The 7698-nt window shown below is 64.3% G+C and carries 8 protein-coding genes and 1 pseudogene; 6 read left to right on the forward strand and 3 right to left on the reverse strand.

Annotated features, from left to right (window positions below):
- Positions 1 to 498, forward strand: a 498-nt coding sequence (locus tag BLR03_RS23630; protein WP_091256969.1) for a dihydrofolate reductase family protein, incomplete at its 5' end; no start/stop codon positions are given.
- A gap of 255 nt (positions 499 to 753) precedes the next feature.
- On the opposite strand, the gene BLR03_RS23635 is transcribed toward BLR03_RS23630, so the two are convergent.
- The 3 genes from BLR03_RS23635 to BLR03_RS23645 form a co-directional block, all read right to left on the reverse strand.
- Positions 754 to 1830 (reverse strand): IS30 family transposase, encoded by a 1077-nt coding sequence (locus BLR03_RS23635; RefSeq protein ID WP_254788684.1) that lies wholly within the window; start codon positions 1828 to 1830, stop codon positions 754 to 756.
- A 479-nt stretch (positions 1831 to 2309) separates the two neighbouring features.
- Positions 2310 to 2843, reverse strand: coding sequence for a GNAT family N-acetyltransferase (locus BLR03_RS23640; RefSeq protein ID WP_091256971.1), 534 nt, complete (start codon positions 2841 to 2843; stop codon positions 2310 to 2312).
- Between the two features lie 102 nt (positions 2844 to 2945).
- Complete coding sequence (locus BLR03_RS23645) at positions 2946 to 3422, reverse strand: winged helix-turn-helix transcriptional regulator (protein WP_091256973.1); 477 nt, start codon at positions 3420 to 3422, stop codon at positions 2946 to 2948.
- Between the two features lie 128 nt (positions 3423 to 3550).
- Between BLR03_RS23645 and BLR03_RS23650 the strand changes: the two genes are divergently transcribed.
- From BLR03_RS23650 to BLR03_RS23670, 5 genes and pseudogenes are all read left to right on the forward strand, one after another.
- Positions 3551 to 4282: an SDR family oxidoreductase gene (locus BLR03_RS23650; protein WP_091256975.1), complete on the forward strand. Its 732-nt coding sequence runs from the start codon at positions 3551 to 3553 to the stop codon at positions 4280 to 4282.
- 31 nt (positions 4283 to 4313) lie between these two features.
- Positions 4314 to 4838, forward strand: a complete 525-nt coding sequence (locus BLR03_RS23655; protein ID WP_091256976.1) for a PaaI family thioesterase — start codon at positions 4314 to 4316, stop codon at positions 4836 to 4838.
- Between the two features lie 74 nt (positions 4839 to 4912).
- Positions 4913 to 5833, forward strand: coding sequence for an SLAC1 family transporter (locus tag BLR03_RS23660; protein WP_254788682.1), 921 nt, complete (start codon positions 4913 to 4915; stop codon positions 5831 to 5833).
- Positions 5834 to 5972: 139 nt separating this feature from the next.
- A pseudogene (locus tag BLR03_RS25140) lies at positions 5973 to 6056 on the forward strand (recombinase family protein); the annotation flags it as partial.
- A 294-nt stretch (positions 6057 to 6350) separates the two neighbouring features.
- On the forward strand, positions 6351 to 7698 hold a 1348-nt coding region (locus BLR03_RS23670; RefSeq protein ID WP_091256978.1), incomplete at its 3' end, for an HNH endonuclease.

Below are 7698 nucleotides of genomic sequence, written 5' to 3' on the forward strand. Positions count from 1 at the left end.
ATCGGCTGGGGCGGGCCCAGCGACGAACTGTTCCAGTGGTGGCTCGACCAGGAGCGGGCTAGCAGCCTGTCCCTGTACGGCCGCAAGCTCTGGGAGACCATGAGCTCTTACTGGCCGACCGGCGACCAGCAGCCCAACGCCACCCCGGCGGAGATCGAATTCGCGCGAAACTGGCGGGACACGCCAAAGGTAGTGTTCTCCTCGACGATCGACAAGGTCGACTGGAACACCCGCCTGATCGCCGGGGACGCGATCGCCGAGATCACCCGGCTCAAGGCCGAGGACGGCGCCCCGATGAGCGTCGGCGGCGCAACGCTCGCCGGGGCGGCCATGCGGGCCGGGCTGATCGACGAATACGCGCTAGCCACCCATCCGGTCCTGGTGGGCGGCGGCACTCCGTTCTTCACCTCGCTGGACAGCTGGGTGAACCTGAACCTGGTGGAGACGCGGACGTTTCCCGGCGGCGTGGTCCTGACCAGATACGAGACGAGGCGCTGAGCGCGATTCCTCTGCACGGTCGGGGAAGTGCATCCACCACCAGCCGCCCCGTGGCCCCCGCTCCGAAGTGTGGCGCCGATGATGGTCCCTTGAACGGCACCGAATTGCGCGACCCACGAGAGAAAACCGGTCTATCCGCACACTAGCTCCGCCTCCGCGAGCAGCACCACGAAATGATTCCTTTCAAGGACGTGGTGCCACGCTGAAGCACCAGCAGGCAGCTCTGCCCGTATGCCGAACGGCGGATTCAAGCGGTCATTGCAACAGGAGTCCTTCGATCAGTTCGATCGGTTTTCTGAACTCTAGTCTTTTACGTGGCCGGTCGTTGAGTTCCTGGGCGACCCAGTCGAGGTCTGTCGCGCTGTGGATGCTCAGGTCGGTGCCTTTGGGGAAGTACTGGCGCAGCAGGCCATTCGTGTTTTCGTTGATGCCTCGCTGCCAGGGTGAGTGCGGATCGCAGAAGTAGATGTCGATGCCGGCGTCTACCTTCACGGTTTTCCAGTCCTGCATTTCGATGCCCTGGTCCCAGGTCAGGGAATGCCTCAGCGCCTCGGGGAGCGTCTTGATCTTGGCTGCCAGGGCGTCACGCATTTGTTCTGCATTGTATCCATCCGGCAGGTGAACGAGCATCGTGTAGCTGGTGGTTCTCTCCACGAGGGTCCCGATCGCGGACTGGTTGCCTTTGCCGATGATTAAGTCCCCCTCCCAATGCGCTGGCACGGCCCGGTCCTGAACCTCGGGAGGACGTTCGGAGATATTGATCATCCCGGGGATCCGGTTCTTCCGCTGGCCGGCCTTCCTGCAGGGCTGCCTGAGCGCACGTCCGGTGCGCAAACACGCGGCCAGATCACGTTTCAGAGCTCCGCGGGACTGAACGTAGAGGGACTGGTAGATCGTCTCGGGTGACACCCGCATCTCCGGCTCATCGGGGAACTCGACCCGGAGCCGTCCTGCGATCTGCTCCGGTGAGTACTTCTTTTTCAGGTCCTCTTCCACCTTCGCACGCAACACCGTGTTCGTGTGCAGTTTCGACGGTTTCGGCCGCGAAGCCCGCTCATACGCCAGCGCGTGAGCCGAGGTTGCCCGGTAGGGCAACCCGGCCACCGAATTGCGCCGAAGCTCCCGGGACACAGTCGAGGCCGACCTGCCCACCACCGCGCCGATCACCCTTAGGGAGCTTCCCTGGGCGCGCAGCACCGCGATCTCTTCACGCTGGGCGAAGGTCCGACACCGGCCCTTCAGATCCCGGCCCCGGCGTGGCCTGACACCCCCCGCCCTCGGCCAGGACCCGGCGCCCGGTCCGTCTGCTCGTGTTGATCGGCACAACGGCATCGGTGATGAAATCACCGGCCTGCATCCCGGCCCAAAACAGCTGCAGAAGATCCGGTCTTACGTAAATTGAATACCTCGCCACGACAACACCCATCCGCTAAGTGTTGCAATCACCGCAAGAACCCAAGGTGCCCCAAACGCGCCAGGGCGTCTCACAACCCACCTGAACTCGCCCGGGAGGGTTTCGAGACACCCTAGGTGGATAGGGCAGCCACTTGTTCTTGTTTCCGAGGTTTCCTGCATGGGATGCCCAAAGCTGCCTGAGCTAAGGCGCGCCGGGCTGAATGGGTTCGTCCTATTCCTAGGGAAACCGTCTACCACTACATGCGCCATGCCAAGCTGGAGTGAAGCACTCTCCTGCCGCCGCCATAGTTGCGCCGTTGCCCCGCCGCCGTAGCTCACGAAAGGTCCACTATCGTGGTTCGAGCGAAACGAATCGCTCATGTCAGAGATGGATCTTTCTGCCGACGGCCGGACCTCTATTCCTGGCCGAGAACGGACGGGAGCCGGTCCTTCATAGGCTGAAGCTGTTTTGCAAAGCAGATCGACGACGGGATGGCGTCCTCGTAGGGAGGATAATTGGGTATCTGCCTGTATCCAAGTTTCCGGTAAAAGGCTTCAGCCTCCGGCTGCTTACCCCCGGTTTGCAGGATAACGCGGCGGGCGCCGGCACTGGCGGCAATCCTCTCGAGTTCAGCCATGAGTACGGTCGCAGCGCCCGTACCTCGGGCCGCAGGGTCCGTAATGACCCGCTTGACCTCCCATTCCCCATTCAACCGGCGGAGAGCGCCGTGCCCTATGGCTTCACCTACGGTATTAAGTACCAGGACGTTGGCGATGAAATCTTGCGGTGGTACGGAGAGCGCTTTCTGCGCTGCTTCGGAAAGATGAGGTTCTTCTTCGGTAGCGTATCGGGCAAGAAGCTCGTCTGTTAACAGATCCCGCAGACGGGCTGCTCTGGGGTCTTCAAAGTCAACTATCTCCAGTGTCACTGCTGCCGGATTGCCGGACATTTATCTCCTCTTGATGTACTGTCTTATTGAAATTCCTTAGTTCGTGCGGCCGCTGCAGAGGACGACCGCGGAATGTCCCGTCGTCGCCCTTCCGGCTTGTCGTTACTGGTCGACCGGGATGGCGTCGGCCGTTGACACCAGCGGTCCCAGCATCAGACTCCCCACTCTGAATTCCTCGCCGCATTCCGCGCAGGTCAGCACCGGTTGCAGGTCGGCCCCGCAACTGTGCCGGTAGGAGGCGCGGGGTGTCTCGTCGCGCATCCAGGTGCTGCTCCACGCCGCGAGTGAGATGAGGATGGGAGCAACTTCGGCCCCGGAAGTTGTGAGGTGGTACTCATAGCGCGGGGGGTGCTCCGAATATTGGACGCGCTCAATAACGCCATGGTTTTCCAGTGTCCGCAGCCGGTTTGTCAGGATGTCGCGTGATGCGCCTGTATTACGGGCTATCTGGTCGAACCGATGAACATCCAAGGACATCTCCCGAAGGGCCAGCAACGCCCACCGCTCCCCCAGTACCTCGAGCCCTGCTGCGATGAAACATGCTCTGGGCGCATCTCTGGCTGTATCCGTTGGTGTCATGACTTACCTGCTTTCAGTGCTTTTTTGTAAGTATACAGGTGAGTTGGAAAACCCAACCGACTCCGCTAACCTTACTTTCGAAGGCAGCGGCAACCGCGTCGCCGCCCTGTCTGAGATCAGGAGAATCCATGCCACAGCTGTCTGGCGCCGTCGTCCTTGTCACCGGCGCGAACGGAGGGCTGGGCCGCGAGTTCGTGGAACAGGCCCTCGCCCGGGGCGCGTCCAAGGTGTACGCGACAGCCAGGCGTCCCCAGGAGTGGCACGATGCCCGCGTCATCCCTCTCGTTCTGAATGTCACCGACCCTGCCTCGATCCGGGCCGCCGTGGCGCAGGCTCCGGACGTCACGGTCCTGATTAACAACGCAGGCATTGCCGTGGAATCGGACACACTCCTTGCCCTGCCCGACGAGGAATTCCGAAACGTGATGGAGACCAATTTCTTCGGGCCGGTCGCCCTGACCAAGGCATTCGCGCCGGTGCTCGCGGCCAGCGGGACGTCAGCGGTCCTCAACATCCACTCGGCGCTCAGCTGGATCGCGCTCACCGGCGCCTACAGCGCATCAAAGGCCGCGCTGTGGTCGGCGACCAACTCCTTTCGGGTGGAACTGGCTCCCCACGGCACGCACGTCACGGGCGTGCACGTCGCCTACATCGACACGGCCATGGCTGAAAGTGTGGATGCCCCAAAAATCGCCCCCGAGGAAGTCGTGCGGAAGTCGTTCGATGGGCTCGAGCAGGGAGATTACGAGGTCATCGTGGATGACATCACTGCCGGCGTGAAGCTTGGCCTCTCTGGTGCGATCTTGGATCTTTACCCGGGGCTGGCAGCCAACGCCCGGCATGACCCCGGCAAAGCCTGAAGACCTCCTAAGAACTCAGAGAGATACATGCATGGCAAGCAACACCTCCGCAGAGCGCTCCGAGACCTTCACCTGGGTGGACCCGGCAATCGCGCTCGAACAGCTGCCACGGCTGTCGGGTATGGACTACTTTTCCGGCCTCCGCGAGGGCAGCATAGCGCCGCCGCCGATCGCGTCCCTGATGAAGTTCGATCTCGTCGAAGCTGCACATGGGCATGTCGAATTCGAGTGTCGTCCAAGTGAAGCCCACTACAACCCCCTTGGAATGGTGCACGGCGGCCTGGCCTGCACTCTCCTTGACACGGCCCTCGGCTGCGCAGCTCATACCACCTTGGCAGCAGGTCTCGGCTACACCTCCATCGACCTGGCGGTGAAGTACCTGAGGCCCGTCACGCTCAGGAAGGGCACCCTTCGCGCAGAGGGGTCAGTGGTGAAAGCTGGTTCGCGGCTGATTTTCACCGAGGGCCGCCTCAGCACCGCCGACGGTGAACTCCTCGCCACCGCCACAAGCACACTCCTCGTCTTTCCCCACCAACCGGAAGCGCTGACACGATGACACCTAGTGCCACCACTGTTGCCCAGGCACCTGCCGCTCACGAACCTGCTGAGCCTCTGAACGCCGAGCCAGGGATGCATGAGTTGAGCCGGTTCGGCGTACCGCTGGGGCTTGCCGGTCTCGGCGGCGGCTGGTCCGCTGCCAGGGGGGCTCTCGGATCCCCGGTGTGGCCGGAAGAAATTCTCTACGGAACAGCCACCGCCCTGTGGCTGGTCCTGACCGTCACTTACGTGTTCCGCGGCCTTCGGCGGAAAGGAACATTCCGTTCTGACCTCAAGCACGAGGCGGCAGGGCCTTTCGCATCCTTTATTCCACTCATCGGGATCCTGCTTTCCTCCCACTACAGCCAGTACCTGCCGCCCTGGGGTGCCTGGCTGTGTAGCGCGTTCATCGCCGCGCTGGCCATCGTCGCCGCACAACTCCTCGCCCACTGGGTCACCGGCGGGCTATCGATGCAGTCCATCCACCCTGGCTACCTGCTGCCTGTCGTCGCCGGATCCTTCGTCGCCAGCATCGGATTCTCAAGCATCCACGCCCATGATGCCGCCATAGCCACATTTGGCGCCGGCATGTTCTTTTGGCTTGTCGTTGGAACTGTCGTCACCGTCCGGCTCATGACCGGAGGTGCGCTGGCGCCAGCAGCCAAAACCGGACTATCCGCATACCTGGCTGCGCCTGCAACGGCCAACATCGCTTGGATGGTGTCACACCCCGGTCCAATGGGGGCCGCGCAACTTGGGCTCACAGGTGTGCTGGGAATCATGGCGCTACTGCAGGTCATGCTCCTCCCCGAGTACCGCAAGCTTCCCTTTACGCAATTATTTTGGGTGTTTACCTTTCCCGTGGGCGCAACCACCAACTACGCCATCCGCTGGCTTGCCACCACTAGCCTCCCCGGCTGGGAAATTTACGCCTGGACGACACTCGGGCTCGCAACAGCCTTCACCCTCGCCATTGCCGCCCGCACTGCGACAACGGGAAGTGCCCGCGCATAGCGAGACGAGTCGGCCAAGCTGAACGAAACCGACTGACCGTCGATTAAGGTCGCAGGGCAAGAATGCACCAGCCACGAAGCGATATCATCCCTCAGTCTCGTATCCCTTGACATATGAGACGGCTCATCGATCGGGCGACCGCGGTACCGGCCTGCGCGTCTTAAACCTCGGCGGTGGCGGCGTCGACACCGCAACACCCCCGGGGTCGATGCTGTTCGCGATCAGCCTCCAACTCCACAGTGTGCCGCAACTAAGGGCCGCTCAGCGAGCTTGCCGCTTGTCAGGCCGCTCGGCCGGCTATTTTGTCGCACCCCCGAGAGAGGCTTGAAGCATGGACGGCAAGCACGGGCCCGACATGGTTCCGGCCACACCTCGCGGCGCTGACAGTTACAGCGCCTCGGATCGCGGTGCGGCGGATTCCGGTGCGGGTCGTGTTGCGGCGGCCAGGCTCAGGGCTTGCCGTCTGTCAGTTCGACCGGCCCCCTATTTTGTCGTACCCGACAGGGAGACTGGATTCATGGACGGCAACCAGGGGCCCGAGACGGGGCCGGCAGACCCGGCACCGGCACGTGCCGTGACGGTCGCTGACCTGGCCCGGATCCTGGCCGTCCTTCCGGCCCCGGGCAGTGCCGCCGCCCTGATAGACGAGATCCGGGACCTGGAGAACCTGAAGTCCGCCATGGCAGCCCGGCAGGCCCGGCACGCCGTGGCTTTCGATGCACTGCAACGCCGCGAGCAGGCCGCCGCGGGCGTCCCGGCCGAAAAACTCGGCGCCGGTGTCGGCGCGCAGATCGCCCTGGCCCGAAGCGAATCCCCCGCCAAAGGCAGCCGGCTCCTGGGCCTGGCCACAGCCCTCGTGACCGAAATGCCGCACACCCTCACCGCCCTGGAAACCGGGAACCTCAACGAATGGCGCGCCACCCTCCTCGTGCGCGAAACCGCCTGCCTGACCGCCGCCGACCGGGCCGGGGTCGACGAGGAATTAGCCGCCGACACCGGCGCCCTCGCCGGGGCCGGGGACCGGCGCCTGATCGCCGCGGCCCGCACCGCCGCCTACCGGCGCGACCCGCGCACCGTCACCGACCGCGCCTCGCACGCCGCCACCGACCGGCACGTCAGCCTCCGCCCGGCCCCGGACACCATGACCTGCCTCACCGCCCTGCTCCCCGTCCGCCAGGGCGTGGCGGTCTATAACGCCCTGACCCGGCACGCCGAGACCCTCCGCGCCACGGGCGACCCCCGCACCCGCGGCCAGGCCATGGCCGACACCCTCGTCGAACGCACCACCGGCACCCCCGGCGGGATCGCCGGCATCGAACTCCAACTCATCATGACCGACCGCACCCTCCTCCAAGCCGATTCCGAACCCGCCCGCCTCCCCGGCTACGGCACCGTCCCCGCCGGATGGGCCCGCAAGATCCTGCTACCGGACGAGAACCCAGCCCCGGACATCTGGCTCCGCCGCCTCTACACCCGCCCCGGCACCGGGGACCTCATCGGGATGGACTCCCGGTCCCGGATCTTCCCCACCGGACTCCGCCGCTTCATCCAAACCCGCGACGACACCTGCCGCACCCCCTACTGCGACGCCCCGATCCGGCACCTGGACCACATCATCCCCTGGCACCACGGCGGAGACACCACGCGCACCAACGGCGCCGGACTCTGCGAAGCCTGCAACCACACCAAAGAAACCCCCGGCTGGAACGCCCAGCCCCGGCCCGGCCCCAGACACACGATCCAGCTCACCACCCCCACCGGCCACACCTACCAGTCCACGGCCCCGCCCCTGCCGGGCACGCCACTCAGAACGGAAGCTACCGAGCGGCCACGACCAAGACACCGGCTGCGGCATCGCGCCAAAA

This window comes from Arthrobacter sp. ok909 (genome assembly GCF_900104405.1).
Classification (GTDB): domain Bacteria; phylum Actinomycetota; class Actinomycetes; order Actinomycetales; family Micrococcaceae; genus Arthrobacter; species Arthrobacter humicola.

Excerpts from the sequence above, each read along its gene's own strand:
- BLR03_RS23635 (WP_254788684.1), bottom strand. The coding sequence starts at position 1,830 with ATGCCGTTGTGCCGATCAACACGAGCAGACGGACCGGGCGCCGGGTCC.
- BLR03_RS23640 (WP_091256971.1), bottom strand. The coding sequence starts at position 2,843 with ATGTCCGGCAATCCGGCAGCAGTGACACTGGAGATAGTTGACTTTGAA.
- BLR03_RS23645 (WP_091256973.1), bottom strand. The coding sequence starts at position 3,422 with ATGACACCAACGGATACAGCCAGAGATGCGCCCAGAGCATGTTTCATC.
- BLR03_RS23650 (WP_091256975.1), top strand. The coding sequence starts at position 3,551 with ATGCCACAGCTGTCTGGCGCCGTCGTCCTTGTCACCGGCGCGAACGGA.
- BLR03_RS23655 (WP_091256976.1), top strand. The coding sequence starts at position 4,314 with ATGGCAAGCAACACCTCCGCAGAGCGCTCCGAGACCTTCACCTGGGTG.
- BLR03_RS23660 (WP_254788682.1), top strand. The coding sequence starts at position 4,913 with ATGCATGAGTTGAGCCGGTTCGGCGTACCGCTGGGGCTTGCCGGTCTC.